We start from the raw sequence: 22,993 nt of genomic DNA, 5'->3' as shown, positions 1-22,993 counted from the left end.
TGAGCAAAGCTGGTGCCATGGCGACCGGCTGGGTGTGGAGCGAGCGGTACATGTGGCACGACGCCGGGACGGCGGGTGGGCCGCTGCCGGTGAGCCGGTGGGTGGAGCCGATGACGCACATCGAAGGCCCCGACGCGAAACGCCGGTTCGCGAACCTGGTCGCGGCGTCCGGGCTGCTCGAGCGGCTGACGGTTCTCGCGCCGCGCCCGGCCACCGTCGCCGAGCTGACCCGCGTCCACCGGCGCTCGTACGTGGACGAGATCGCGCGGCAGGCCGCCGCCGGCGGCGGGAACCTCGGCGGCGGGACGCCGTTCGGCGAGTTCTCCTACGAGATCGCGCTGCTGGCCGCCGGGGGGACGATCACCGCGGTGGAGGCGGTCGTCGGCGGCACCGTGGAGAACGCGTACGCGCTGGTGCGGCCGCCGGGCCACCACGCAACGCCGGAGCACGGGCGCGGGTTCTGCCTGTTCAACAACATCGCGGTCGCGGCGCGGCACGCGCAGGCGACGCTGGGCGTCGGACGGATCGCGATCGTGGACTGGGACGTCCACCACGGCAACGGAACCCAGGACACGTTCTGGGACGACCCGTCGGTGCTGGCGGTCTCGATCCACCAGGACGGTGTCTACCCGCCGCGGTCCGGGCCGGTGACCGACACCGGTGCGCACGGCACGATCGTCAACGTGCCGCTGCCGGCCGGGTCGGGGGACGGCGCGTACCGGGCCGCGTTCGCCGACGTCGTCGAGCCGGCGCTGGACCGGTTCGCCCCCGACCTGATCCTGGTGGCCTGCGGGTTCGACGCGAACGGGTTCGACCCGCTGGCCCGTCAGATGCTGAGCTCGGAGTCGTTCCGGTGGATGACCGGCCGGGTGAAGGCCGCCGCGGAACGGCACTGCGAAGGGCGGTTGGTGCTGACCCACGAGGGTGGGTACTCGCCGTTCGCGGTGCCGTTCTGCGGGTTGGCCGTCGTCGAGGAACTCAGCGGTGTCCGCACCGAGGTGGAGGATCCGTTCCTACCGATCGTCGAGAACTACGGCGGGCGGCTACTCCCCCATCAAGCGGAGGCGATCGCGAGAGCTCAGAGGAACGACACGTCCTGGGCCAGCAGCAGCTGACCGGAGGCGTTCACGGTGTTCGTCGCGCGGCGCATGTAGGCGCGCCACGCGTCGGAGCCGGATTCGCGGCCGCCGCCGGTCTCCTTCTCGCCGCCGAACGCGCCGCCGATCTCCGCGCCGGAGGTGCCGATGTTGACGTTCACGATGCCGCAGTCGGACCCGTCGGCGGCCAGGAAGCGCTCTGCTTCCTGCTGGTCGCGGGTGAAGATGCCGGACGACAACCCCTGCGGGACGTCGTTGTGCAGCGCGATCGCCTCGTCGAGCGTCTCGTAGGTCAGGACGTACAGGATCGGCGCGAACGTCTCGGTGCGCACGATGTCGGTCTGGGCCGGCATGCGGACGACGGCCGGCTCGGCGTAGTAGCCGTCGCCGTCGACCTCGCGCCGGCCGCCGCCGACGAGCACCTCGCCGCCGTCACGGCGAGCCGCGTCCAGCGCGTCGGTCATGTGGCCCCAGGCGGCCGCGTCGATCAGCGGGCCGACGAGCGTGCCGGCCTCGAGCGGGCTCCCGATCGGAAGCTTCCGGTAGGCGGTGACGAGCTTCTCGACGAGCGTGTCGGCGACCGACGAGTGCACGATCAGACGACGCAGCGTCGTGCAGCGCTGTCCGGCGGTGCCGGCGGCGGCGAACACGATCGCGCGGGTCGCGAGGTCGAGGTCGGCCGACGGCGTCACGACCGCGGCGTTGTTGCCGCCGAGTTCCAGGAGCGTGCGGCCGAACCGGGCCGCCACCCGCGGTCCGACCTCGCGGCCCATCCGCGTCGAGCCGGTCGCGCTGACCAGCGGCACCAGCGGCGAGTCGACGAGCGCCTCGCCGACCTCACGGCCACCGATGACGACCCTGTGCAGGTCGGCCGGGGCGGAGGCCTCGGCGATGGCCCGGTCGAGCAGCGCCGAGCAGGCCAGCGCGGTCAGCGGCGTCTTCTCCGAGGGCTTCCAGACGACGGCGTCGCCGCAGACGAGCGCCACCGCGGTGTTCCACGACCAGACCGCGACCGGGAAGTTGAACGCGGAGATCACGCCGACGACGCCGAGCGGGTGCCAGGTCTCCATGAGCCGGTGGCCGGGGCGCTCGGAGGGCATCGTCCGGCCGTAGAGCTGCCGGGACAGGCCGACCGCGAAGTCGCAGATGTCGATCATCTCCTGCACCTCGCCGAGCGCCTCGGAGCGGATCTTGCCCGCTTCGAGCGTCACCAGCGTGGCCAGGTCGTCCTTGTGCTCATCGATCAGCTGGCCGAGCCGCTTGACCAGGGCGCCGCGCACCGGCGCGGGCACCGTGCGCCACTGCTGGTAGGCGGCGTGGGCCGCGGTGACGGCCGCGTCGACGTCCGCGGTCTCGCGCACGCTCAGCAGCTCGACGCCGGTGAGCGGGGTGCGGACGGTCAGCCCGCCGGTCAGGGCGGCGTCCTCGACGCCGCAGGCCTTCAACGCGTTCTGAGCGCTCTCGCGCAGGTCGATCATGAGATCTCCAGGTTGAGCGCCTGCAGCGAGGCGCGCGTCAATTCTTCGTTGCGGACGATGGGGTCGGCGACCTCGCGGCCGAGCGCGTCGCTCATCCAGCCGGCATCGCGGGCGGCGCCGGTGTGGGCGTCGTCCCTCCGGCCGGCGTCGGTGAGGTTGGACTGGAAGATTCCCGCGGCCGAACGCGGCAGGAAGTCCTCGTAGACGATCGGTTCCCGGACCGCGGCGCCGGCCCGCACCCACTCGTGGACGTCGGAGCTGCCGGGGCGCGGCACGCCGGGCACGGCGCGGTAGGTGAAGGCGCCGAGGCCCGCGCGGTCCAGGGCCTCCTCGGTCGCCGGGAGGTGCTCGCGCCAGACCTCGGCCGCCACCTCCGCCCGCGGGCGGCCGCTCGACGCGCGGCGGGTGTCCACGTCGGCCAGCAGCCGGTCGTAGAGGGCCCGGCCGGCGGCGGTGAGAGCGACGCCGCGGGCCTCGACCTCGCCGAAGCGCACGCGCAGCTCCCCCGGTCCGTCGGTGAACCGCCGGGGTTCGGCGAGAGCGCGGAACGACGTCTGGCGCAGCAGCACGTCCGGGCCGTCCCAGGCCGGTGGCCCCTGGATCTCGTCGATCATCGTGATGCCGAGCCCGCTCATCCGCCGGTAGAGCTCGTCGATGTCGAGCACGCGCGGGGTGAGGTGGTTGATGTGCGTCGACGTGACCCCGCCGATGTCGGCGGCCACCGCGGAGATCCGCGCGAGCTCGTCGTACCAGGCCCGGTCGATCGGCTCCCGGGACAGGGCGAAACAGGCCGTCGCCCCGGCCAGCAGCTCCGCGGCGTCCGCGTCGGGCAGCTCCCCGTCGGACTCGGCCCGGGCCGCGAGCTCGAGCACCCGCGCGGGGAACAGCTCGCGCCGCCCGAGGAACGTCTCCAGCCGCGCCTGCAGGTCCGCGTCGAAGAACCGCCGGTCGTCGGCGACCAGCACCGACGTGAAGACCCGGAACGGGTTGCGGGCCAGCTCGTCCGCCTCCAGCGGCCGGAACGCGGTCGACACCACCGGCACCGACGACGCCGACGCGTCGCGCAGGTCGTAGAACCCGACCGGGTGCATCCCGAACCCGGCGAAGATCCGGCCGACCTGCCGCAGCTCGCTGGGCGTCCCGACCCGGATCGCCCCGTGCCGTTCCGCGGTCACCCGCTCGATGCTGCCCAGCCGCTGGGCCTCCGCGCCGCGCTCGGCCAGCACGTCGGCGTTGACCTCGGCCGACACCCGCAGCAGCGTGGTGTACGCCGGCACCTCGGTGCCGTACATCTCCGACAGCGAGCGGGCGAACGCGGCCCGCAACTCCCACTGCTGCAAGGTCAGACTCCCAAGCGACTCAGCACCCGATCGATCGCCGCGACACCATTGTCCAGGTCGGCCTCGCTGATCGTCAGGGCCGGGCGGAAGCGGACGCTCCGGCTGCCGCATCCGAGCATCAGCACGCTCTCGTCCTGGTGCAGGCCGTTCAGCAGAGCGTCGCGCAGTGCGGTGTCGGTGAGCGTGAAGGCGCACATCAGGCCGCGGCCGCGGACGTTGCTCACCCCGGGGTGCTTCTCGCCGAGCGTCCGCAGGCTCTCGTACAGGTGCTCGCCGAGGGTGGCGGAGCGGGCGACGAGCTTCTCGTCGCGGATGACCTCGAGGATCCGGCGGGCCCGCACCATGTCGGTGAGGTTGCCGCCCCAGGTGGAGTTGAGGCGCGAGCTCACCGCGAACACGTTGTCGGCGACCTCGTCCACGCGGCCGCCGGCCATGATGCCGCACACCTGGGTCTTCTTGCCGAACGCGACGATGTCCGGGACGACGTCGAGCTGCTGGAAGGCCCAGGTGGTGCCGGTGAGGCCGACGCCGGTCTGCACCTCGTCGAGGATGAACAGCGCGTCGAACTCGTGGCAGAGGTCGCGCAGCGCCCGGACGAACGACGGGCGGAAGTGGTGGTCGCCGCCCTCACCCTGGATCGGCTCCATGATCGCGGCGGCGATGTCGTGCGGGTGGGCCTCGAACGCGGCCCTGGCGGCCAGGAGGGCCGAAGCCTCGAGCGCGTCCATGTCCGCGTCCTCACGGGTGTACGGCGCCGGAATCCGCGGCCAGTCGAACTTCGGGAACCGCGCGACCTTGTTCGGGTCGGTGTTCGTGAGCGACATCGTGTAGCCGGTGCGGCCGTGGAACGCGTGTTCCAGGTGCAGGATGCGGGTGCCGAGCGCCGGGTCGTGGCCGTGCGCCTCGTTCCAGCGGCTCTTCCAGTCGAACGCGACCTTGAGTGCGTTCTCGACGGCGAGGCCGCCGCCCTCGATGAAGAACAGGTGCGGCAGCCGCTCGTCGCCGAGCACCTCGGCGAACGTGTCGACGAACTGTGCCATCTCGACGGTGTAGACGTCGGAGTTGCTCGGCTTGTTGGTGGCGGCGCGCAGCAGCTCGGCGCGGAAGGCCGGGTCGGCGAGCGCGGGGTGGTTCATCCCCAGCGCCGACGACGCGAAGAACGTGAACAGGTCGAGGTACTCGTGGCCGTCGCGGGCGTCCACCAGCGTGGAGCCCTGCGAGGCCTCGAGGTCGAGTACGAAGTCGAAACCGTCGGCGAGGAGGTGCTTGGCGATAACGGCATGTACGTTGCCCGCTCGGACCGTCCCGGGAGCGTCCACGATCTGGGTCATGACCCCACGCTAAGACGATCTTTACGGTTTCACAACGGCCAGACCGGAAATTTTACGGGCGCGGACGCCTTTCGTAGAACGTTTGTAGGACAACTGTGGTGTGGGTCCGGACGTTGGCGACGATCCGGATCTCCCGGAGCAGCTCCTCCAGCGCGCGTGGTGTCGGCACCCGGACGAGGAGCAGGTAGCTCGCCTCACCGGCCACCGAGTAGCACGCCTCCACCGCGTCGAGCGCGGCGAGCTGGGCGGGGGCCTCGTCGGGCTGGGCCGGGTCGAGCGGGGTGATGCTCACGAACGCGGCGAGCGGCAGCCCCAGCGCGTCGGGGTCGACGTCGGCGGCGTACCCGCGGATCACCCCCCGCTGCTCGAGTCGGCGTACGCGCGACTGGGTGGCGGACACCGACAGCCCGGCCGCGGCCGCGAGCGTCGAGAGCGTGGCACGGCCGTCGGCGGCCAGCACGGTCACCAGCGTGCGGTCGACGTCGTCGTCGAGTGGCGAGGTCACCGGTCGGACGGTACCGGGTCCGGAGCCCACCGGCGCGGTGTGCGCCGACGGGGAGCGGCCTCCGCGGTCTTGTAGGTGACCACGGGCCGGGTGGTCAGGATCGGGGTGACCAGGGCGTGGTCGACGAGGTCGCCGACGACCCGGTCGATGCGCTTGTAGGCCGTCGGCGCCTCCCCGAAGAGCCGTTGCCGGTCGCCGCACACCACTCGCACTGGACGCGGGCGCAAGCGGGTTATCCGACCAACCCCGACACGATCGTCCGCAGCGCCCGCTTCACCCGTTCCGCCTCACCGCGGTCGATCATCGCGATCACCGGTCCGCTGCGCAGCCCGGCCAGCACCACGTGCGCGAGCGCGTCGGTGTCGTCGCCGGTCAGCAGCGACACCACGTGGGCGTGCCAGAACCGGTAGACCGGGTGGTCGGCGAGGTCGCCGTGGTCGTGGGGGGCGGAGGCCTCGGCGTGGCCCAGCGCGGCCAGCAGGTTCTTGTTACGCACGACGACGTCGACCGCGGCGTCGAGAAAGGCCGGTAGACGCTCGGCCGGCGACGCCCCGGGGCCCAGTGGGGGCGGACCGCTCTCGACCGCCTCACGCAGTCCGAGCGCGCGCTCCTGCGCGAGCGCGACCATCAGCCCCATCCGGCTGCCGAACCGGTGGAACACGGTGCCCTTGCCGACACCGGCCTCGGCCGCGACGAGCTCCATCGAGATCGTCTCGGGACGCTGCCGGGCGAGCAGCGCCTCGGTCGCGTCCAGGATCGCGCGCCGGTTACGCGCCGCGTCGGCCCGTTCTCGACGTTCCATGCGCCTCCGATCGGGATGACAACTGGACTAGCGGTCCAGTACGGTCAAGAAAGTTGACCACCGGTCCAGATTACGGGAGGTGCCCATGCGCCGTGTCCGCTACTACGAGTACGGCGGCCCCGACGTGCTGCGGGTCGAGGACGCCGGGATCCCGGAGCCGGGCCCGGGCCAGGTGCGGCTCCGGGCCGAGGTCATCGGCACGAACTTCGTCGACACCCGGTTCCGGCTCGGCCCGGCCGGCGGCGCGCTCTTCGCCCGCCCGCTCCCCGGCCGCCCGACCGGGGACGTGGTCGGCGTTGTCGACACGATCGGCCCCGGCGTGGACGCGTCGCTGGCCGGGCGGCGGGTCGGCGCGCTCGTCGCCGAGGACGCCTACGCCGAGTACAGCCTGGCCGGTGCCGACGACCTCGTCCCGATCCCCGACGGCGTCGACGACGGAACCGCCACGACGCTGGCCTCCACCGCCCCGGTGGCGCTCGGGGTGCTCCGCCTCGGCCGCCTCGCCGCCGGCGAGACCGTGCTCGTGCACGCCGCCGCCGGAGGCATCGGGCACCTGATCGTGCAACTCGCGCGGCAGCGCGGAGCCCGGGTGATCGCCACCGCGAGCAGCGCGTCCAAACTGGAGTTCGCGCGGTCGTTCGGCGCGGACGCCGGCGTCGACCACACCGCCGCGGACTGGCCCGAGCAGGTGCGTGCCGCCGCTCCCGGCGGCGTCGACCTCGTCGTCGACGCGATCGGCGGGGACGTCCTGCGGCAGAGCGTCGATCTGCTCGCGCCGTTCGGGCGTGCGGTCGTGTACGGCGCGGCCGGCGGGGAGCTGACGAGCGTTCCGGTGACGTCGCTGTTCGGCCTGCGCGCGGTGCTCGGCTTCTCGTACCTGGCCTGGCGGGCCGCGGCACCCGCGCAGGCCCGCGACGTGATCGCCGAACTGACGCGCGACGCACGGGCCGGCCGTCTCCGTGCGGCCGTGCACGCGCGGTTACCGCTGGCCGACGCGGCCGCAGCGCATCGAATCCTCGACGACCGGGTACAGCACGGTCGGGTACTGCTGGTTCCGTAAGGATTCACTACAAGATGTTGTAGTAGATAACCTGGGCCGCATGAAAGCCATAGCACTCGCCGCCGCATTGCTCACTGGCATCACGCTCACCGCCTCCCCCGCGGTCGCGAACCCGGCCCCCAGCCCCACGACCTACCAGCTCCCGGCCGGTTTCCGCCCGGAGGGCATCACGATCGGGCGCGAACCCGTCGCCTACCTCGGCTCGCTGGCCGACGGTGACATCCTCCGCGTCGACCTGCGCACCGGCCGCTCGAAGGTCATCGCGCAGGGGCCCGGCACCGCGTCGGTGGGGCTCAAGCTCGACCAGCGCGGCCGCCTGTTCGTGGCCGGCCAGTCCGCCGGAACGGCCCGGGTCGTCGACACGAAGTCCGGGAAGACGCTCGCGAACCTGCGCCTGACCACGGCGACCGACACGTTCGTCAACGACGTCGTGCTCACCCGCACGGCCGCGTACTTCACCGACTCGCGACAGAAGCAGCTGTACCGGGTGGCGATCCCGCGCAGCGGCGTGCCCACCCGCAAGGACGTCACGACGATCCCGCTGACCGGCGACATCGTCTACGGCGAAGGCAACAACGCCAACGGCATCACGCGGACGCCGGACGGACGCGGCCTGATCATCGTCCAGTCGAACACCGGCGGGCTGTTCCACGTCGACCCGGCGAGCGGCCGGACCACGAAGATCGCGGTGACCAAGGACGGCCAGGAGTTCCCGCTCACCAACGGGGACGGTCTGCTGACGCTCGGGCAGACGTTGTTCGTCGTCCGGAACCGCGACAACTCGATCGCCGTGGTGAATCTGGACGGCACGCGCGGCACGGTGGTCGGCGCGATCACCGACCCGCGCTTCGACGTGCCGACGACGCTCGCGCTCTACCGGGGGCGGCTCTACACCCCGAACGCGCGCTTCACGACCACGCCCACCCCGACCACGCCGTACACCGCGGTCAGCGTCCCCCTGCCGTGAGGCGAACCGGGGCCGCCCGCGGGCGGCCCCGGTCTCAGGCCCCGGTGAACTTCGGCGGGCGCTTCTCCCCGAACGCGACGACGGCTTCGGCCACGTCGCTGGTCCGGAGCAGGTGGCCCTGGCCTTCGAGCTCGCGCCCGAGCGCGCCCTCCAGCGACGTCAGCGTGGCCGCGTTCACCGCCTTCTTGGCCGCCGCGAGGGCCAGTGGCGCCCCGGTCGCGAGCCGATCGGTGAGCGCCTTGGCCGCGGCGTCCAGCTCCTCGGCGTCGACGGCCTGGTAGATGAGACCCCAGGCGACCGCCTCGGACGCCGGGATCCGCTCCGGGACCAGCGCCATCGCCATCGCCCTGGCCCGCCCGACCGCGGTGGGCACCAGCGCGGTCGCCCCGCCGTCGGGCATCAGGCCGATGCTCGTGAACGACAGCAGGAAGTACGCGTTCGACGACGCCAGCACCAGGTCGGCGGCGAGCGCCAGCGAGCACCCGACCCCGACCGCGGGGCCGTTGACGACCGCGACGGTCGGCTGACGTGCGTCGCGCACGGCCCGGATCAGCCGGTTGGCGGCCATGATCGTGTCGGTGCCGGGCTTGCCGCCCGCACCCGACTTGAGGTCGGCGCCGGAGCTGAACGCCCGGCCGGTGCCGGTCAGCGTGATGACCCGCACGTCGGGATCCGCCCCCGCCTCGAGGATCAGGTCGGCGAGATCGTTCAGCACGTCGGTGGTGACCGAGTTCAACCGCTCCGGGCGGTTGATCGCGATGGTCAGCACCGCGGCGTCGCGGCTCACCGTGATGTCGCTCATGAGGCCACTCCCACCGCAGTCACCAGTGATGCCAGACGGCCCTGGATGATCTCCGCCGCCTCGGTGACGATACGACGCACCAGATCACCCGCGGCCGGGATGTCGTGAATGATGCCCTGCACCATACCGACCGACCAGATCCCGGCCTCGACGTCGCCGTTCTCGTAGACCGTCCGGCCGCGGGCGCCGGCCACCAGGTGCTGGACGTCCGCGAACTGACCGCCCTCGTTCAGGATCCGGACCACCTCGACGCTCACCGCGTTCTTCGCGACCCGCGCGGTGTTGCGCAGCGGCCGGAAGATCAGCTCGGTGTCGCGCTCGTCGGCGTCCACGATGGCCTGCTTCACGGCCTGGTCGATCGGTGACTCCACCGTGCACATGAACCGGCTGCCCATGTTGATGCCGTCGGCTCCCAGCGCCAGCGCGGCGACCAGGCCCCTGGCGTCACCGAACCCGCCGGACGCGATGAACGGGATCGTCAGCTTGTCGGCCGCGGCCGGGATCAGCACGAGCCCCGGGACGTCGTCCTCCCCCGGGTGCCCGGCGCACTCGAACCCGTCGATCGAGACCGCGTCCACGCCGATCCGCTGCGCCTTGAGCGCGTGCCGCACGCTCGTGCACTTGTGCAGGATCTTGACGCCGTTCGCCTTGAACAGGTCCATGTGCGGTTCGGGATTCGAACCGGCCGTCTCGACGATCGTGATGCCCGCGTCCACGATGACCCGCCGGTACTCGTCGTACGGCGGCGGCGTGATCGTCGGCAGGATCGTGAGGTTGACGCCGAACGGCTTGTCGGTGAGCGTCCGTGCCTTCTCGATCTCCTTGGCCAGGTCGGCCGGGGTCGGCTGGGTCAGCGCGGTGATCAGCCCCAGGCCACCGGCCTCGGACACCGCGGCCGCGAGCTCGGCCCGCCCCACCCACTGCATCCCGCCCTGCACCACGGGGTGTTCGACGCCGAACAGCTCGGTGAAGCGGGTCGTCAGCACGCTCATCGGGGGGTCATCCGGATCGCCCCGTCGAGGCGGATGACCTCGCCGTTGAGCATGGGGTTCGCGATGATCTGCGACGCGAGCAGCCCGTACTCGACCGGCGAGCCGAGCCGCGAGGGGTGCGGAACCTGGGCGCCGAGCGCGGTCTTGACGTTCTCCGGCAACCCGCCCAGCAGCGGCGTGTCGAACAGGCCCGGCGCGATCGTGCAGACCCGGATCTTGAGCGACGCGAGGTCACGCGCGATCGGCAGCGTCATCCCGACGATGCCGCCCTTGGACGCCGAGTACGCGGCCTGCCCGATCTGCCCTTCGAACGCCGCCACCGACGCGGTGTTGACGATGACGCCGCGCTCGCCGTCGACCTCGTCGGCCTGCGCGATCTGCGCCGCGGCCAGCCGGATGACGTTGAACGTGCCGATCAGGTTGACCTGGATGACCTTCTGGAACCCGTCCAGCGGGAAAGGCTTGTACTCCTTGCCCACGGTCTTGATCGCGTTGCCGATGCCGGCGCAGTTGATCGCCGCACGCAGCGTGCCGATTTCCGTCGCCGCCTGCACGGCGTTCGCCACGTCCTGCTCGGACGTCACGTCGCCCGGCGCGAAGATCACCCCGAGCTTCTCGGCCACCGCGGCCCCGTCCGAGCCGGGCAGGTCGAGGAGCACGACCCTGGCCCCGTCGGCGACCAGCTTCTCGGCGGTCGCGAGCCCCAGCCCGGACGCACCCCCGGTGACCAGCGCGACGTCGTTCTCGGTGAACTTCATGCTCAGATCCGCTCGATGATCGTCGCGTTCGCCATGCCGCCGCCCTCGCACATGGTCTGCAGGCCGTAGCGGCCGCCGGTGTCCTCCAGGTAGTTGACGAGCGTGGTCAGCAGCCGGGTGCCGGACGAACCGAGCGCGTGGCCCAGCGCGATCGCCCCGCCGCGCGGGTTGAGCTTCGCCGGGTCGGCGCCGAGTTCCTGCGCCCAGGCCAGCGGCACCGGCGCGAACGCCTCGTTGACCTCGTAGGCGTCGAGGTCGTCGATGCTCAGCCCGGACCTGGCCAGGATCTTCCGGGTGGCCGGGATCGGGCCGGTGAGCATCAGCAGCGGGTCGTCGCCGACGACCGCGAACGAGTGGAACCGGGCGCGGGGCTTGAGGCCGAGTTCCTTCGCTTTCTCCGCGGAGACGATCAGCACCGCCGACGCGCCGTCGGTGAGCGGCGAGGAGTTGCCGGGCGTGATGTGCCAGCCGATCTCCGGGAACCGCTCGGCCAGCTTCTCGTGGTAGAAGCTGGGCTTGAGGCCGGCGAGCTTCTCCGCGGTCGTGGAGGCGCGGACCGTCTCGTCGGTGGTGAACTCACCGACCGGGATGATCTCGCGGTCGAACGCACCGGCCCCGATCGCGGCGGCCGCGCGGGCGTGCGAGGTCGCGGAGTACTCGTCGAGCTGCTCCCGGCCGAACTTCCAGCGGCCCGCGATGATCTCGGCCGAGACGCCCTGGTTGACCAGGCCCTCGGGGTACCGCTTCGGTACGCCGGTGCCGAACGGGTTCTGGCCCGCCGTCGACGTGCCCATCGGCACCCGGCTCATCGACTCGACGCCGCACGCGATCACCACGTCGTACGCGCCCGAGATGACGCCCTGCGCGGCGAAGTGCGCGGCCTGCTGGCTGGAACCGCACTGCCGGTCGATCGTGGTGGCGGGGATCGACTCCGGCAGGCCCGCGCCGAGCACCGCGTTGCGGGTGATGTTCAGCGCCTGTTCGCCGGCCTGGCCGACACAGCCACCGATCACGTCGTCGATCTGGGTGGGGTCGATCCCGGTGCGCTCCAGCAGCGCGGTGAGCGCGCCGGAGAGCAGGTCGACCGGGTGGATACCGGAGAGCGCGCCCCCGGGCTTGCCCTTACCGGACGGAGTTCGGACGGCTTCGACGATCACCGCGTCACGCACAGGTGCCTCCCTTGGCTGACCCGCCTGTCACCGCCGAGTCTCGTCGCGGCGCACAGAAACAGTCAAGGCGGACCGGAAATAAGCGTCAGTGATCCACGTCATTGAGCAGGATCGCCTTGGCCAGCTGCTTCCAGTTGGCCAGGCTCGGCTCGGTCGACGGGTCACGCTTGTCGAACGCGTAGGTCAGCGCGACCCCACGCATGCTCGTGAACAGCGTGTGGCGAACCACCTGGTACATGGGGTGCGCGGTCAGCGCCGGGCCGAACAGCGCGTCCATCGACGCCCAGATCTCCCGGCCCAGCCGGCGCTCGGCCGGGCGGATCACGTCCGCGAGCGCCGGTTCGGTGCGGGCGGCCACCCAGAGTTCGGTGGCGGCCCAGAACTGAGGCTCGTTGAACGACAGCCAGAGGCCCTCGACGACCACGTCGATGCGTGCCCCGGGGTCGTCGGGCAGTGGCTCGCCGGACGCCGACGCCGAACGCCGCTTCTGCCAGACGTGGTGCGCCGCGGCCACCAGCAGCTCCTCCTTGGAGGGGAACTGGTGCAGCAGCCGCCCGCGGGACACCCCGGCCTTGGCCTGGATCGCCAGCGTGTTGGCGCGGGCGTAGCCCTCCTCGACGAGCAGCTCGACCGCAGCGTCGAGGATCCGCGTGCGGGTCTCCTGACTGCGCTCGGCCTGCGGTCGCCGCGCCGCGCTCGCGGAGGACGGCGGTGCATCCGGCGTGCTGGACATGCGGTCGAGCATACGATTCCGTCCGACCCCGACGAGAAAGGGAAAGTAGTGGAGACGCTCGAGTTCCAAGCCGAGACCCGGCAGCTCATGCAGCTGATGATCCATTCGATCTACTCGAACAAGGACATCTTCCTGCGCGAACTGATTTCGAACGGCTCCGATGCGCTGGACAAACTCCGGATCGAGAGCCTGGTCGACTCCGACCTCGACGTCGACCGTTCCGACCTGCACGTGGCGCTCACCCCGGATGCCGACGCACGGACGCTGACCGTGAGCGACAACGGCATCGGGATGACACGCGACGAGGTCGTGTCGCTGATCGGCACGATCGCGAAGTCGGGCACCGCGGAGCTGCTGCGCACCCTGCGTGAGGCTTCGGCCGAGTCGGCCGACCTGATCGGGCAGTTCGGCGTCGGGTTCTACTCGTCGTTCATGGTGGCCGACCGGGTCACGCTCGTCACCCGCAAGGCCGGCGAGTCCACCGGCACCCGCTGGGAGTCGACCGGCGAAGGCACCTACACGATCGACGACGTCGACGACGCCCCGCAGGGCACCGCGGTCACGCTGCACCTCAAGCCGGCCGACGCCGAGGACCAGCTGCACGACTACGCCGACCCGGCCGTGCTGACGTCGATCGTCAAGAAGTACTCGGACTTCATCGCCTGGCCCATCCGCCTCGACGGCACCGCGATCAACTCGCAGAAAGCGCTCTGGGCCCGCCCGCGCAGCGAGGTCACCGCCGAGGAGTACAACGAGTTCTACAAGCACGTCAGCCACGACTGGACCGACCCCCTCGAGACCATCCACATGAAGGCCGAGGGCACGTTCGAGTACGACGCGCTGCTGTTCCTGCCGTCCCGGGCGCCGTTCGACCTGTACTCGCGCGACGCCCAGCGCGGCGTGCAGCTCTACGTCAAGCGCGTCTTCATCATGGCCGACTGCGAGGCGCTGGTCCCGTCCTACCTGCGCTTCGTCAAGGGTGTCGTGGACGCGGCCGACCTCTCGCTGAACGTCTCGCGGGAGATCCTGCAGCAGGACCGGCAGATCCAGGCGGTGCGCCGCCGCCTGGTCCGCAAGGTGCTCGGCACGATCAAGGAGCTGCCGGCCGAGAAGTACGCCACGTTCTGGGCCGAGTTCGGGCGGGCGCTCAAGGAGGGCCTGATCGAGGACGCCGCTAACCGCGAGATCATCCTCGACCTGCTGTCGTTCTCGTCGACGCGGGGTTCCGAACTGACCACGCTGCGCGAGTACGTCGAGCGGCGGCCGGAGGGCCAGACCGAGATCTACTACCTCACCGGCGACTCCCGGGCGACGATCGAGAACTCGCCGCACCTGGAGGCGTTCCGCGCCAAGGGCTACGAGGTGCTGGTGCTCACCGACCCGGTCGACGAGGTGTGGGTCGACCAGGTCACCGAGTACGACGGCATCCCGCTGAAGTCGGTGGCGAAGGGCCAGGTGGACCTGGGCGACACCGCGGCCGAGACCCCGGCCGGCTTCGAGGACTTCCTGACCTGGATGTCGGGCGCGCTCGCGGAGTCGGTGAAGGAGGTGCGGCTCTCCACCCGGCTGGTGGACTCCCCCGCGTGCGTCGTCGGTGACGCGGACGACCTCACGCCGACGCTGGAGAAGATGTTCCGCGCGATGGGCCAGCCGTTGCCGTCGGTGAAGCGGATCCTCGAGTTGAACCCGTCGCACCCGCTGGTCACGGGGTTGCGCGACGCGTTCGCGGCCGGGACGCAGGACGCCGAGGCGGCCGAGCTCCTCTACGGGATGGCGCTGCTGGCCGAGGGTGGGGAGCTCGCGGATCCCGCGCGCTTCTCGCGGCTGCTCGCGGAGCGGCTCACGAAGACGCTCTGAGTTTCCGGGCCTACGACGAGCTCCCGGGCCTACGCGGCCCGCTTGCTCGTCGTAGGCCCGGTGATCCGCGGGCTCAGCGCGCGCGGCGCTCGTTCCAGCGGCGGACCACCCGGTCGATGTCGATCGGCATCAGGTTGAGCGGGGGGCCCACCGGCGCGACCCGGATCGCCGCGCGGATCTTCTTGTTGATCGGCTCCAGGAGATCCCAGATCTCCTGCTCCCGGTGCGCCGCTTCCGCCTTCTCCAGCGCGTCCTCGACCTCTTTGCGCAACGCCAGCGAGGGCGGTACGACCGAGAGGCCTTCGCGCTTCATCTTGCGCTTGATCCACCACAGCGGGTCCGGCGGGTCGTCGATGCCCGGGATGGGTTTGCCCTCGCCGGGCAGGTCGTCGAACTCGCCGCGTTCGATCGCGGCGCTGATCTGCCGCTCGACCCACGACTCGATGGGTCCCGTGGGTTGTGCCATGCCTCCAGTGTGCCCCGCGATTATCCGGCGCGAACGGGGGGAACACGCCCTTTGATGAACGTCAACGAGCTTCTCATCGAGACCTACGGACGCCTGCCCGAACTGGTGCGAGCCGCCGGGGAGGGCCTGACCGCCGAGCAGCTGAGCTGGGCGCCGGGCCCGGGAGCGAACTCGATCGGCTGGCTGATCTGGCACCTCACCCGGGTGCAGGACCACCACGTGTCCGAGCTGCGCGACGACGACCAGGAGTACGTCACCGGCAACTGGGGTGCCCGCTTCGGGGTGAAGTCCGACCCGTCCGACACCGGCTACGGACACACCCCCGCCGAGGTGGCCGGCGTGCGCCCGGAGAGCGACCGGGCCCTGATCGAGTACTACGACGCGGTGCACGCCCGCACGCTCGAGTACCTGGGCGGGCTCTCCGGGGCCGACCTCGACCGGGTCGTCGACGAGCGCTGGGATCCGCCGGTCACGCTCGGCGTCCGGCTGGTGAGCGTCTACGACGACGACGCGCAGCACGCGGGTCAGGCCGCCTACGTCCGCGGCCTGCTGCCCTGACGTCGTGGACGACGTGCACCGCGCGCTCACCGACGAACGCGCGGACACCGCCGCCCAGGTCAGCGCGCTCAGCGCGGACCTGGACGGCATCATCGAGGCCGCCGCGATGAGCAACACCGACGACGAGCACGACCCGGAAGGCACCACGATCGCCTACGAGCGCGCGCACACCGCCGCGCTGCTGTCGTCCGCGCGTGGCCGCCTCGACGAGCTGGACCACGCCCTCGCGCGGCACGCGTCCGGTGACTACGGCCGCTGCGAGTCGTGCGGCGGATCGATCGCCCCCGAACGCCTCGCCGCCCGCCCGTCGACCGCGTTCTGCATCGCGTGCGCGAGCGCGAAGGGACGGTGACGGGGCGGCCCGACCGTCCCAATAGGGTGTCGGCATGCGACAGGCCCGCCCGCGGCTGGCGGTGGACTTCGGCACGTCGACGACGATCGCGATGCTGCGGTGGCCCGACGGGCGGGTGCGGCCGCTGCTCTTCGACGGTTCGCCGATCCTGCCGTCGGCGGTGCTCGCCGACCCCGACGACGTGCTCGTCGGCGCCGACGCCCAGTACGCGGCACGCAGCCGCCCCGAGCGCTTCGAACCGAACCCGAAACTGCACGTCGACGAGGGCCGGGTGCTGCTCGGGCCGCGTGAGGTCCCGGTCGTCGAACTGATCGCGGCGGTGCTGCGTCGGGTGCTCACCGAAGCGGTCCGCACCGCGGGTGAACCGCCCGCGGAGGTGCTGCTGACGCACCCGGCGGCCTGGGGCCCGGCCCGCCGGGCGGTCCTGCGCGCCGCCGCGACCCGGGCCGGGATCGGTTCGCCGGTGCTGGTGGCGGAGCCGGTGGCGGCGGCGAGGGCGTTCGCGGTGCATGCGGCCGCGTTACCGCCGGGTGGGATCGCGGTGGTCTACGACCTCGGCGCCGGGACCTTCGACGTGAGCGTCGTGCGGCGCGAGTGGGACGGGTACGGGGTGCTGGCCACCGACGGCCTGCCCGACACCGGCGGGCTCGACGTGGACGCGGCGATCGTCGCGCATCTCCGGGCCGCGCACCCCGACCCGGGGTCGTGGGCGCGGCTGACCACACCGTCCACGGCCGACGACCGGCGCGCGCACCGCCAGCTCTGGGACGACGTCAAGCGCGCGAAGGAGATGCTGTCGAGGGTCGCGTCGACGCAGATCGTGCTGCCGCTGATCGGGGTGGAGGTGCCGCTCGGGCGCGAGGAGCTGGACGCGCTCGCGGCGCCGCTGATCGCGCGGACGGTCGCCACGGTCGGGGCGACCCTGCGAGCGGCCGGAGCCGGCGCCCCGGACGCGGTGTACCTGGTGGGCGGCGGCTCCCGCTTCCCGCTGGTGGCCACCGCACTCCACCGCGCCCTCGGTCTCGCCCCCACCACCGTCGAACAGCCCGAACTGGTGGTCGCCGAAGGAGCCCTCCTCCTCACCCCCGCCGCCGACGCACCACCACCCGGGACGCACGAACCCGGCGCACCGGACCACGGCGCTGGGGTCGGCGGCGCGCCGGAGCACGGTGCTCGGGACCGCGGCGCACCGGACCACGGCGCACCGGACCACGGCGCTCGGGGTGGCCGACCGGACGGCGGGAGCGGCTCGCCGCGGCGCAGCCGGCGCGCCCTGGTCGGGACGGTCACGGGCGCGATCGTGCTCGTCGCCGCGCTGGTCGTGGCGGTCGCCAACGGAACCGGGCGGTTCGACGACGACCCGTCGACACGGACGACCCCCGCCGCGGCCTGCAATCGGGTCATCGCCGTGCTCGGCGCGGAGACCGGCCAGAGCGCCGGCGTCACCGCGCAGATCCGCGACGCCGCCCGGCTCGCCGCCGACCAGCGCACCAGGGCCCGCCCGGCCTGCCCGGTCCGCCTGGAGGTCCTCGACACCCAGGGCGACCCGCTCACCGCGGCCGCCCTGGCCCGCACCCTCACCGACCGCGCCGAGGTCGTCGGCGTCGTCGGCCCGCTGTTCGACGGCGAGGTCGCCGAAGCCGGCCGGGTGCTGGACGAGGCCGGCCTCCCGTTCCTGACCCCGATGGCCACCTCCGACGCCCTCTCCCGCCAGGGCTGGCGCACGTTCCACCGGATGGTGCCGGGCGAACGCGCCGAGGCCCGCGCGATCGCCGCCCACCTGCGCGACACCGGAGCGCGCAGCGTCCTGCTGGTCTCCGACGGCCGGCCCGCCAGCACGTCGGAGATCACCACGATCCGCACCGAGCTGCGTGGTTCGCTCACCGTGATCGACGCCCCGATCCTGGAGCAGGACCCGGCCGCCGTGGTCACGGCCGCGCGGAACGCCACGCCCGACACCGTCGTGTTCGCCGGTGGGTACCCGGTCGGCGGCCCGCTCCTGCGCGCACTTCGCGAAGCCGGCGTCACCGCGAGGTTCGTCGGCAACGCCGGTTCCGACAACAGCGGCTTCATCACCGGCGCCGGGGCTCCGTACGCACAGGGCGCCGTGGTGACCTGCCCGTGCTTCCCGCAGGAGTCCGCGCCCCCGGATTTCCGCCGCTCCTACCGCTCGGCGTTCGCGGTCGAGCCCGGCGTCCTCTCCCCGGCCGGGTACGACGCGACACGCATCCTGATCGCCGGCCTCGACGCCGGCGCCGGCGACCGGACCGCGATGCGTACGTTTGTCGACGACTACCGCGGCGAGGGCACGTTCGGCCGGCTGCGCTTCCAGGACGACGGCGAACTGCACCCCGACGCCGCCAGGATCTGGTTCTACCAGGTCGACGGCGGGGTGTTCCGCTCGCTCGGGAGCCGCAAGCCGACGTAGATCTCACGGTTCCCTTACGCGGTGGCGCTTCGAGCCGGTCCCGACGGGCACCGGTCCTACCGTCGGACCCATGCGAGTGCTCGTCACCGGCGGCGCCGGTTTCATCGGATCACACGTCGTCGAGAGCCTGGCGCGGGCGGGGCACCACCCGGTCGTCGTCGACTCGCTCGCGCCGGACCTCCACCCGGCCGGCGCCCCCGCGGTGCTCGACGGCCACGAAATCGTCCGGGCCGACGTCCGCGACGCCGACGCGATGTCCGCGGTCGTCCGCGGTGTCGACGCGGTCGTCCACCAGGCGGCGCGGGTCGGCCTGGGCGTGAACGTCGCCGACCTGCCCGCGTACGTGGCCGACAACGACCTCGGCACCGCCGTCGTCCTGGCGTCGGCGGCCGAGCACGGGGTGCGGCGGCTGGTCCTGGCCAGCTCGATGGTGGTCTACGGGGAGGGCAGCTACCGCTGTGCCCGGCACGGCACGACGTCCCCGGGCCCCCGCGCGGCGGCCGACCTGTCCGCCGGCCGGTTCGAGCCGACCTGCCCGCGGTGCGGACAGACGCTGGAACCCGGCCTGGTGGACGAGGACACCCGGCTGGATCCGCGCAGCGTGTACGCGGCGACGAAGGTCGCGCAGGAGCACCTCGCGGCGGCCTGGGCACGCGACACCGGGGCGCGGGTCGTGGCGCTGCGCTACCACAACGTCTACGGCCCCCGGATGCCGCGCGACACTCCCTACGCGGGCGTGGCCTCGCTGTTCCGCTCCGCGCTCGAGCGCGGTGAGGCACCCCGCGTCTTCGAGGACGGCGCCCAGCGGCGTGACTTCGTGCACGTCACGGACGTGGCGGCCGCGAACGTCGCCGCGCTCCGGGCGCTCTCCACCCTCGCCGACGGCTCGCTTCTGCCGTGCAACGTCGCCTCCGGTGAGCCGCGGTCGATCGGGGAGATGGCGCGCACGCTGGCGGCGGCGTTCGGCGGGCCCGCTCCGGTGGTGACCGGCGACTACCGCCTCGGCGACGTCCGGCACGTCGTCGCGTCCCCCGCGCGCGCCGCCGCCCGCCTGGGTTTCGTCGCCGCCGTGCCGTTCACCGACGGGGTCACCCACTTCGCCCGGGCCCCGCTGCGGGGCTAGCGTGCGGCGGCGGCCGGGAGGCGGACGGTGAACTGGCAGCCGCCGGGGGTGTTGTCGACCGCGATCCGTCCTCCGTGGACCTCGACCAGCCCCCGGGCGATCGCGAGCCCCAGCCCGCCGCCCGACCCCAGCGGATCCCCGGCCGCGGCCGGTGTGCGTGCGCTCTCGCCCCGGAAGGCGGTGTCGAAGACCCGGGGCAGGTCGTCCGCCGGGATGCCGCCGCACTCGTCGCTCACCGCGACCCAGCCCGTTCCCTCGTCGGAGCCGCCCACCACGGTCACGATGCCCTCCTGCGGGGTGTGCCGGATCGCGTTGACCAGCAGGTTGCCCAGCACCCGCCCCAGTTCCGGCTCGCTCCCGCGCACCACGCCGTAGGACGAGTGGTCGGCCACCAGACGCACACCCTTCGCCCGCGCCACCGGCGTCGCGCTCGCCACGGCGTCCGAGACGACCTCGCCGAGCGGGACGGCGTCGAGCGTCAGCCGCAGGGCTCCGGCGTTGATCCGGGACAGCTCGAACAGATCGTCGACGAGCGCGGTGATCCGGTCGGCCTCCAACCGGATGCGCCGGTGGTAGCCGGGCACGCCGTCGGGCTCGACCATCCCGTCCTCCAGCGCTTCGGCCATCGCACGCAGGCCGGCCAGCGGGGTGCGCAGATCGTGCGAGACCCAGGCGACGACTTCGCGGCGGCTGCGTTCGAGCGCCTGTTCCCGGGCCCGCGCCTCGGCCGCCCAGACGCTGGCCCGGGCGAGCCGGCGGCCGGCGACGAGCGCGAAGCCGAGGCTCACCACTCCGGACACGATCAGCACCATCCCGACGACACCGAGGTCGTGGGCGCTCAGGAACATCGCCTCGGCCACCACCACGACGCCGGTGACCACCGACGCCACCGTCACGGCGAGCAGCACGCCCAGGTGCGCGGTGACCGAGCGGCCCCGCAGGATCCGCAGTGCGGCCAGCCCGAACGACGCCACCGCGCCGGACGAACCCAGCGCCAGAGCACAGATGACCAGGACGTCGCGCATCAGTGGCCCGTTCGTTCGTAGCGGTAGCCGACACCCCACGCGGTGACGATCCGGGCCGGACGGGCCGGGTCGACCTCGATCTTCTCGCGCAGCCTGCGCACGTGGACGGTGACCGTCGCCTGGTCGCCGACCGTCCATCCCCACACCTGTTCGAGCAGGTCGGCGCGGGTGAAGACCCGGCCCGGATGGCGCAGGAAGTGCACCAGAAGGTCGAACTCGCGGACGGTCAGCGGCAGCTGCGTGTTGTTCCGGAAGGCCAGGTGCGCGTCCGGGTTCACCCGCAGATCGCCGTCCTCGAGCTCCGGCACGGACGCACCCGGACGCGACCCGCCCGCGCGCCGCAGCACCGACTGGACCCGCAGCGCCAGCTCACGGGGCGAGAACGGCTTCGTGACGTAGTCGTCGGCACCGGTCTCGAGGCCCACCACCCGGTCGGCCTCGTCGCCGAGCGCGGTGAGCATCACGATCGGCACGTCCCCGTGGGCACGCAGCCGGCGGCACACCTCGAGCCCCGACATGCCGGGGAGCATCAGGTCGAGCACGACGAGATCCGGCGCCGCCGCGGCCGCCGCACGCAGCGCCGCCGGGCCGTCGCCGACCAGGTCGACGAGGAACCCGGCCCGTCGCAGGTACCGGCCCACGACTTCGCTGACCGTCGGATCGTCGTCCACCACCAGCACTCGGCTCACCACTTCAGCATCCACCCCAGCTGGACGGCGAGCGCGACCACGGCCTGGGCCGCCAACCAACGCCGCCGTTCGGGCGCCGGCAGCGCACCGGCCGCGACCAGCAGCCAGACCGCGAACGGCAGGAAGATCCGCTCGACCTCGCCTTTGGCGAGGCCGCTCGCGGTGGCCGCCAGCACCAGGGCGCCCGCCGTCAACGGCAACGCCGAGGCTCGCGCCAACCCGCCCCGCGCCAGAACGGTGAGACCTCCGACGGCGGCCGGCCCCACGCACACCGCGACCGCGGCGAGGTTCACGGCCACGAAGTATCCGGTCGGCCGGTCGATCCAGGCCGAGCCCTCGCGGACCCGGTCGGCGGCCGTGAGGAACCCGTCCCACCACCAGAAGCCCAGCGCGGCGAACGAAGCGACGACCGCGACCACCACCGCTCCGCCCACGAGCAGCGGACGCACCCGCCTCCGGACCGCGACCACGACGACCGCGAGCACCCCGATCAGCACTAGGCCGTAGGAGAGGAACAGCGCGGCGCCGAGCGCGAGGCCGCCGGCGGCCGCACGCACGTCGGCGGCCCGTCCGCGCCCCGCCGCCGACGACGCCAGGGCCGCGATCCCCCAGCTGGTGACGCCGCAGAACAGCGCGTCGGCCGAGGTAGCTATCCACAGCGCGGTCGGCGCGAGCACGACGAACGGCGCGACCCGGCGCGCGACGTCGGCCCCGGCGAGGCTCCGGACGGTCACCAGCACCGCCGGGGCGGCCGACGCACCGGCGGCGACGCACAGCGCGGCCGCCCATCCCGGGCCGGACAGGCCGAGCCGGTCGAGCCCGGCGAACACCAGGAGCGCACCCGGTGGGTGCCCGGACACGTGCGTCACCCATTGGAAGCCGGGCGAACCGCCGAGGACGTGGTCGGTGAACGTGCCGAGAAACTCCGGCACCGCGGCGACCCGGTCGACGTCGTGCAGGTACTCCCAGCGGGTGGCCAGCGGAGCCCCGAGCGCCCCGACGCCGTCGACGAGCGCCAGCGACACGGCCCACCCCGCTCCGGCGGCCCAGGTCCAGGCCAGGAGGACCGGCCACCGCCACCGGGCCGCGGCGACCGGCCCGGCGGCGATCAACCCGACCCCGACCACCACCGGCAGCAGCAGGGCCGGACCCAGCCGGACGTCGAGCCGGCCGGTCAGCGGCTGTCCACCGGAGAGGTGGAGGTCGACGCCGCGCGCGGTCAGCCACGCACCCCACCCGGCGACACCGGCCACCAGCAGCGCCGCTCCGGCGACCGCGCCGATGGCGCCCGGCCCCGACCGCCCGGGGCCACCGGCGTCGTCCCGGGACCGTTCGGACGGCAGCGGACGGCGACGCAGAGAGACGGTCATCCACCGGACGCTAGGCCGCCGGCCGGTCGGTTCCGGGCGCGTCGCACCAGCCGTTCGACAACCGTAAGAACTCCCGCCGACGTTCGCAGAC

23 protein-coding genes are annotated in these 22,993 nt (G+C 72.7%); 8 read left to right on the top strand and 15 right to left on the bottom strand.

Annotated elements, in window-relative coordinates; genetic code table 11:
- Positions 1-17 precede the first annotated feature (17 nt).
- Positions 18-1,115 (top strand): class II histone deacetylase, encoded by a 1,098-nt coding sequence (locus CRYAR_RS13275; RefSeq protein WP_035850954.1) that lies wholly within the window; start codon positions 18-20, stop codon positions 1,113-1,115.
- On the opposite strand, the gene amaB is transcribed toward CRYAR_RS13275, so the two are convergent.
- Genes amaB through CRYAR_RS13245 form a run of 6 tightly spaced genes read right to left on the bottom strand, consistent with a single transcriptional unit; the run spans position 1,079 to position 6,553 of the window.
- Positions 1,079-2,575, bottom strand: coding sequence for an L-piperidine-6-carboxylate dehydrogenase (amaB, locus tag CRYAR_RS13270; RefSeq protein ID WP_035850951.1), 1,497 nt, complete (start codon positions 2,573-2,575; stop codon positions 1,079-1,081). The genes CRYAR_RS13275 and amaB overlap by 37 nt on opposite strands.
- A complete protein-coding gene (hglS, locus tag CRYAR_RS13265; protein ID WP_211247425.1) occupies positions 2,572-3,915 on the bottom strand; it encodes a 2-oxoadipate dioxygenase/decarboxylase in 1,344 nt (447 codons plus the stop codon). Before hglS ends, amaB begins: the two co-directional genes overlap by 4 nt.
- A 2-nt stretch (positions 3,916-3,917) precedes the next feature.
- Complete coding sequence (gene lat / locus CRYAR_RS13260) at positions 3,918-5,246, bottom strand: L-lysine 6-transaminase (RefSeq protein WP_051570119.1); 1,329 nt, start codon at positions 5,244-5,246, stop codon at positions 3,918-3,920.
- A gap of 52 nt (positions 5,247-5,298) precedes the next feature.
- Positions 5,299-5,751: an Lrp/AsnC family transcriptional regulator gene (locus CRYAR_RS13255; protein WP_035850948.1), complete on the bottom strand. Its 453-nt coding sequence runs from the start codon at positions 5,749-5,751 to the stop codon at positions 5,299-5,301.
- A complete protein-coding gene (locus CRYAR_RS13250; protein ID WP_084700437.1) occupies positions 5,748-5,978 on the bottom strand; it encodes an RtcB family protein in 231 nt (76 codons plus the stop codon). The genes CRYAR_RS13255 and CRYAR_RS13250 overlap by 4 nt, the downstream gene beginning before the upstream one ends.
- 5 nt (positions 5,979-5,983) lie before the next feature.
- The gene (locus tag CRYAR_RS13245) at positions 5,984-6,553 is read right to left on the bottom strand and encodes a TetR/AcrR family transcriptional regulator (protein ID WP_035850944.1); all 570 of its coding nucleotides are present in this window, start codon (positions 6,551-6,553) and stop codon (positions 5,984-5,986) included.
- A gap of 85 nt (positions 6,554-6,638) precedes the next feature.
- On the opposite strand from CRYAR_RS13245, the gene CRYAR_RS13240 reads away from it, so the two are divergent.
- Both CRYAR_RS13240 and CRYAR_RS13235 read left to right on the top strand, forming a co-directional pair.
- Positions 6,639-7,613, top strand: coding sequence for a quinone oxidoreductase family protein (locus CRYAR_RS13240; protein WP_035850943.1), 975 nt, complete (start codon positions 6,639-6,641; stop codon positions 7,611-7,613).
- A gap of 40 nt (positions 7,614-7,653) precedes the next feature.
- Positions 7,654-8,580 (top strand): SMP-30/gluconolactonase/LRE family protein, encoded by a 927-nt coding sequence (locus tag CRYAR_RS13235; protein WP_035850941.1) that lies wholly within the window; start codon positions 7,654-7,656, stop codon positions 8,578-8,580.
- 34 nt (positions 8,581-8,614) lie between these two features.
- On the opposite strand, the gene CRYAR_RS13230 is transcribed toward CRYAR_RS13235, so the two are convergent.
- From CRYAR_RS13230 to CRYAR_RS13210, 5 genes are all read right to left on the bottom strand, one after another.
- Positions 8,615-9,382, bottom strand: a complete 768-nt coding sequence (locus CRYAR_RS13230) for an enoyl-CoA hydratase-related protein (RefSeq protein WP_051570116.1) — start codon at positions 9,380-9,382, stop codon at positions 8,615-8,617.
- The gene (locus CRYAR_RS13225) at positions 9,379-10,374 is read right to left on the bottom strand and encodes an NAD(P)H-dependent flavin oxidoreductase (protein ID WP_035850939.1); all 996 of its coding nucleotides are present in this window, start codon (positions 10,372-10,374) and stop codon (positions 9,379-9,381) included. Before CRYAR_RS13225 ends, CRYAR_RS13230 begins: the two co-directional genes overlap by 4 nt.
- Positions 10,371-11,132, bottom strand: coding sequence for a 3-hydroxyacyl-CoA dehydrogenase (locus CRYAR_RS13220; RefSeq protein ID WP_035850937.1), 762 nt, complete (start codon positions 11,130-11,132; stop codon positions 10,371-10,373). Before CRYAR_RS13220 ends, CRYAR_RS13225 begins: the two co-directional genes overlap by 4 nt.
- A gap of 2 nt (positions 11,133-11,134) precedes the next feature.
- Positions 11,135-12,301 carry a thiolase family protein gene (locus tag CRYAR_RS13215; RefSeq protein WP_035850936.1) on the bottom strand — a complete coding sequence of 389 codons (1,167 nt, stop codon included), beginning with the start codon at positions 12,299-12,301 and terminating at the stop codon, positions 11,135-11,137.
- Between the two features lie 85 nt (positions 12,302-12,386).
- Positions 12,387-13,034, bottom strand: a complete 648-nt coding sequence (locus CRYAR_RS13210; RefSeq protein ID WP_035862163.1) for a TetR/AcrR family transcriptional regulator — start codon at positions 13,032-13,034, stop codon at positions 12,387-12,389.
- Positions 13,035-13,082: 48 nt separating this feature from the next.
- Between CRYAR_RS13210 and htpG the strand changes: the two genes are divergently transcribed.
- Positions 13,083-14,891 (top strand): molecular chaperone HtpG, encoded by a 1,809-nt coding sequence (gene htpG / locus CRYAR_RS13205; RefSeq protein ID WP_035850935.1) that lies wholly within the window; start codon positions 13,083-13,085, stop codon positions 14,889-14,891.
- A 73-nt stretch (positions 14,892-14,964) separates the two neighbouring features.
- On the opposite strand, the gene CRYAR_RS13200 is transcribed toward htpG, so the two are convergent.
- Complete coding sequence (locus tag CRYAR_RS13200) at positions 14,965-15,357, bottom strand: DnaJ family domain-containing protein (protein WP_035850932.1); 393 nt, start codon at positions 15,355-15,357, stop codon at positions 14,965-14,967.
- A gap of 54 nt (positions 15,358-15,411) precedes the next feature.
- On the opposite strand from CRYAR_RS13200, the gene CRYAR_RS13195 reads away from it, so the two are divergent.
- The 4 genes from CRYAR_RS13195 to CRYAR_RS13180 all read left to right on the top strand — a co-directional run bounded on the left by CRYAR_RS13195 (position 15,412) and on the right by CRYAR_RS13180 (position 19,818).
- Positions 15,412-15,915 (top strand): mycothiol transferase, encoded by a 504-nt coding sequence (locus tag CRYAR_RS13195; protein WP_035850929.1) that lies wholly within the window; start codon positions 15,412-15,414, stop codon positions 15,913-15,915.
- Positions 15,916-15,919: 4 nt separating this feature from the next.
- Positions 15,920-16,267: a TraR/DksA family transcriptional regulator gene (locus tag CRYAR_RS13190; RefSeq protein ID WP_035850927.1), complete on the top strand. Its 348-nt coding sequence runs from the start codon at positions 15,920-15,922 to the stop codon at positions 16,265-16,267.
- 34 nt (positions 16,268-16,301) lie between these two features.
- Positions 16,302-18,695, top strand: a complete 2,394-nt coding sequence (locus CRYAR_RS43015) for an ABC transporter substrate-binding protein (protein ID WP_051570114.1) — start codon at positions 16,302-16,304, stop codon at positions 18,693-18,695.
- Positions 18,696-18,765: 70 nt separating this feature from the next.
- Entirely contained in the window at positions 18,766-19,818 is a 1,053-nt protein-coding gene (locus tag CRYAR_RS13180; protein ID WP_035850925.1) for an NAD-dependent epimerase/dehydratase family protein, read from the top strand.
- Here CRYAR_RS13180 and CRYAR_RS13175 read toward each other — a convergent pair.
- From CRYAR_RS13175 to CRYAR_RS46980, 3 genes are read right to left on the bottom strand one after another with little or no spacing between them, the layout of a single operon-like run.
- Positions 19,815-20,843 (bottom strand): sensor histidine kinase, encoded by a 1,029-nt coding sequence (locus tag CRYAR_RS13175; RefSeq protein WP_035850921.1) that lies wholly within the window; start codon positions 20,841-20,843, stop codon positions 19,815-19,817. The genes CRYAR_RS13180 and CRYAR_RS13175 overlap by 4 nt on opposite strands.
- The gene (locus CRYAR_RS46985; protein WP_051572039.1) at positions 20,843-21,532 is read right to left on the bottom strand and encodes a response regulator transcription factor; all 690 of its coding nucleotides are present in this window, start codon (positions 21,530-21,532) and stop codon (positions 20,843-20,845) included. The genes CRYAR_RS13175 and CRYAR_RS46985 overlap by 1 nt, the downstream gene beginning before the upstream one ends.
- Positions 21,529-22,902 carry a hypothetical protein gene (locus CRYAR_RS46980; RefSeq protein WP_051570112.1) on the bottom strand — a complete coding sequence of 458 codons (1,374 nt, stop codon included), beginning with the start codon at positions 22,900-22,902 and terminating at the stop codon, positions 21,529-21,531. The genes CRYAR_RS46985 and CRYAR_RS46980 overlap by 4 nt, the downstream gene beginning before the upstream one ends.
- Positions 22,903-22,993 lie beyond the last annotated feature (91 nt).

This window comes from Cryptosporangium arvum DSM 44712 (genome assembly GCF_000585375.1).
In the GTDB taxonomy this organism is placed as follows: Bacteria; Actinomycetota; Actinomycetes; order Mycobacteriales; family Cryptosporangiaceae; genus Cryptosporangium; species Cryptosporangium arvum.
The sequence above is the reverse complement of the archived record's forward strand: the minus strand, read 5'-3'. Positions and strand labels throughout refer to the sequence as shown.

What these genes read in the sequence shown, in the direction of transcription:
- CRYAR_RS13275 (WP_035850954.1), top strand. Translation starts at nt 18, where the DNA reads ATGGCGACCGGCTGGGTGTGGAGCGAGCGGTACATGTGGCACGACGCC.
- amaB (WP_035850951.1), bottom strand. Translation starts at nt 2,575, where the DNA reads ATGATCGACCTGCGCGAGAGCGCTCAGAACGCGTTGAAGGCCTGCGGC.
- lat (WP_051570119.1), bottom strand. Translation starts at nt 5,246, where the DNA reads ATGACCCAGATCGTGGACGCTCCCGGGACGGTCCGAGCGGGCAACGTA.
- CRYAR_RS13245 (WP_035850944.1), bottom strand. Translation starts at nt 6,553, where the DNA reads ATGGAACGTCGAGAACGGGCCGACGCGGCGCGTAACCGGCGCGCGATC.
- CRYAR_RS13240 (WP_035850943.1), top strand. Translation starts at nt 6,639, where the DNA reads ATGCGCCGTGTCCGCTACTACGAGTACGGCGGCCCCGACGTGCTGCGG.
- CRYAR_RS13235 (WP_035850941.1), top strand. Translation starts at nt 7,654, where the DNA reads ATGAAAGCCATAGCACTCGCCGCCGCATTGCTCACTGGCATCACGCTC.
- CRYAR_RS13230 (WP_051570116.1), bottom strand. Translation starts at nt 9,382, where the DNA reads ATGAGCGACATCACGGTGAGCCGCGACGCCGCGGTGCTGACCATCGCG.
- CRYAR_RS13225 (WP_035850939.1), bottom strand. Translation starts at nt 10,374, where the DNA reads ATGAGCGTGCTGACGACCCGCTTCACCGAGCTGTTCGGCGTCGAACAC.
- CRYAR_RS13220 (WP_035850937.1), bottom strand. Translation starts at nt 11,132, where the DNA reads ATGAAGTTCACCGAGAACGACGTCGCGCTGGTCACCGGGGGTGCGTCC.
- CRYAR_RS13210 (WP_035862163.1), bottom strand. Translation starts at nt 13,034, where the DNA reads ATGTCCAGCACGCCGGATGCACCGCCGTCCTCCGCGAGCGCGGCGCGG.
- CRYAR_RS13200 (WP_035850932.1), bottom strand. Translation starts at nt 15,357, where the DNA reads ATGGCACAACCCACGGGACCCATCGAGTCGTGGGTCGAGCGGCAGATC.
- CRYAR_RS13195 (WP_035850929.1), top strand. Translation starts at nt 15,412, where the DNA reads ATGAACGTCAACGAGCTTCTCATCGAGACCTACGGACGCCTGCCCGAA.
- CRYAR_RS43015 (WP_051570114.1), top strand. Translation starts at nt 16,302, where the DNA reads ATGCGACAGGCCCGCCCGCGGCTGGCGGTGGACTTCGGCACGTCGACG.
- CRYAR_RS13180 (WP_035850925.1), top strand. Translation starts at nt 18,766, where the DNA reads ATGCGAGTGCTCGTCACCGGCGGCGCCGGTTTCATCGGATCACACGTC.
- CRYAR_RS13175 (WP_035850921.1), bottom strand. Translation starts at nt 20,843, where the DNA reads ATGCGCGACGTCCTGGTCATCTGTGCTCTGGCGCTGGGTTCGTCCGGC.
- CRYAR_RS46980 (WP_051570112.1), bottom strand. Translation starts at nt 22,902, where the DNA reads ATGACCGTCTCTCTGCGTCGCCGTCCGCTGCCGTCCGAACGGTCCCGG.